Origin of the sequence: Kitasatospora sp. NPDC091257 (assembly GCF_044757675.1) — a bacterium.
Taxonomy (GTDB): Bacteria; Actinomycetota; Actinomycetes; order Streptomycetales; family Streptomycetaceae; genus Kitasatospora; species Kitasatospora lactacystinica.
The window spans coordinates 1-1832 of the sequence record NZ_JBIVVI010001516.1 but is presented as its reverse complement, the minus strand read 5'-3'; the positions used below and the strand labels follow the sequence as shown (position 1 = coordinate 1832).

The 1832-nt window shown below is 73.4% G+C and carries 3 protein-coding genes; 1 reads left to right on the top strand and 2 read right to left on the bottom strand.

All coding sequences use genetic code 11. The features are described from left to right. Together ACIQOV_RS39865 and ACIQOV_RS39860 are read right to left on the bottom strand one after the other, a co-directional pair. Positions 1-369, bottom strand: a 369-nt coding sequence (locus ACIQOV_RS39865) for an AAA family ATPase (RefSeq protein ID WP_401055826.1), incomplete at its 3' end; no start/stop codon positions are given. After that, complete coding sequence (locus ACIQOV_RS39860) at positions 366-794, bottom strand: hypothetical protein (RefSeq protein WP_401055824.1); 429 nt, start codon at positions 792-794, stop codon at positions 366-368. The genes ACIQOV_RS39860 and ACIQOV_RS39865, both read right to left, overlap by 4 nt. Before the next feature lie 172 nt (positions 795-966). Between ACIQOV_RS39860 and ACIQOV_RS39855 the strand changes: the two genes are divergently transcribed. Continuing rightward, entirely contained in the window at positions 967-1638 is a 672-nt protein-coding gene (locus ACIQOV_RS39855; protein WP_401055822.1) for a hypothetical protein, read from the top strand. Positions 1639-1832: the final 194 nt, after the last annotated feature.

The window sequence follows — 1832 nt, the reverse complement described above, 5'->3', positions numbered from 1 at the left end:
CCCCGGGGAGGACGCCTCGATCCACCAGACCAGGTCGTACGCGGTGCGGAAGCTCTGGGCGTACTGCCGCGCCAGGGTGCTCTTGCCGACCCCGCCCAGCCCGTGGAGCACCGCCGTCGCCGCGCCGGGCCCGGTGCGTTCGGCGCTCAACATCTCCCGCAGCGCGGCCAGTTCCCGCTGCCGGCCGGTGAAGCGGCCGTTCGGCCGGAGCAGGTGGACGACGTCGACGGCCGGGGTGTCGGCCGCGGAGCGCAGCGCCTCGGAGGGCAGCACGATCGTCGTGACCTGGGTGACCATCAGGCCGTCGTTGGAGCTGTTGAAGCTGGCGATCTGTCCGGCGCCGCTGAAATGGTGGGTGGGCGACGTCACCGGGTGCCGTCCCGGTGGACGACGGTCCTGCTGCTCATCGTCCCGCTGTTGCTGCCGGTGTTGACGACGGCCCCCTGGCCGCTCACCACGATGCTGACCGGCGCCGGCTGCGCCCGCGCCAGCAGCGCGGCCAGCTCCGCCAGCAGCGCCGGGTCCTGGTGGAGCGTGCGCCGCACGGCCTGCCGCAGCGCGCCCTGGGCGTCCGCGCCCGCGCCCTCCTCCGCCGCCTCCAGGACGTTGGTCTCCAGGTCCTCGCGCTGCCGCTCGTCGCGCCGGTTCCAGACGCGCTGGAGGATGCGTGTGCCCAGGCCCACGGTGGCCGTCGCGGCCGCGTCCTGCGCCTGCGTCAGCACCGAGTCGCCGTAGGCGGCGATCGCGGCGCCGATCGGTGGACCGGCCAGTTCCATGAACGCGTCGAGCTCCATGGGCTCCCCCTCGAAAATCCCGGACCGAACGCGGCCGGCCGGAGCGGGCCGGCCGCAGTGGATCGGCCACAGCGTAGGGAACCCGAGGGAGCGGCGGGTCCGGGACGGGCGAAACGATCGGTCTCGATCCGGTTGCGATCGGCTGACAGTGCCGCATGGCAGAGTCTGCCCCATGAACATCACCACCACGCTGCGCAGTTGGGACGAGTCCGTCGCCCTGTTCGAGCGCCGCGGCCTGCCCGTCTCCACGTACGAGAACCTCTACGAGGAGTCGTACGACGTCCACGCCGGCGCCCTGGCGATCGACGGGCACCTCGACCTCGACGCCGCGGAGCTGGACGGCACCGGCCTGGTCGTCGACGGTGACCTCGACGTCAGCGGCGCCGTCCTCACCATCGACGACGGCTGCTCCGCGCTGATAGTGCTGGGCGACCTCCGGGCGGCCGCCGTGTACCTGGAGGGTGACGCCAAGCTGCTGGTCCGCGGCAGCGTCCACGTGGAGGCCTTCGTCGGCAACATGACGGACAAGCTGGTCATGGTCCACGGGGACCTGCACGCCCGGGTCACGGTGCTGTCCGCGGGATTCGAGCCCGACCTGGTCGAAGGGACCCTGCACGGCCCCGTCCTGGCGCCCGCGTACCTCGCCGCCGCCTACTCGGCGCCCACCGGCGCCGAGGCGCCCGCCGCCGCGGCGGCGGTGCTGGTGCCCGAGGTCCTGAGCGCCGGCGCCGACGACGACCCCGACGGCCAGGGCGTCTTCGACACCCCCGGCGTCCACGGCGGACGGCTGCTGGGCCGCATCGAGGCCGGCCTGCCGGTCACCGTGGCCGCCGGGCGTGGATAGCGGCTGTCTCGCGGATTGCCGGGTGCGCGACGCGGAACGGGACAACCCCGGCGACGACCCCGCCCCGTGGCGCAGACTGGGGCGAGTACTTTTCACATCGGAGGATGGATTTTCATGGTTGACCGGCCCTTGACGCTGATGGCGGTGCACGCCCACCCCGACGACGAGGCCACCGGGACCGGGGGTGTCCTCGC

Bases quoted from the DNA above. Each gene is read 5' to 3' on its own strand.
- ACIQOV_RS39860 (WP_401055824.1), bottom strand. From the start codon at position 794: ATGGAGCTCGACGCGTTCATGGAACTGGCCGGTCCACCGATCGGCGCC.
- ACIQOV_RS39855 (WP_401055822.1), top strand. From the start codon at position 967: ATGAACATCACCACCACGCTGCGCAGTTGGGACGAGTCCGTCGCCCTG.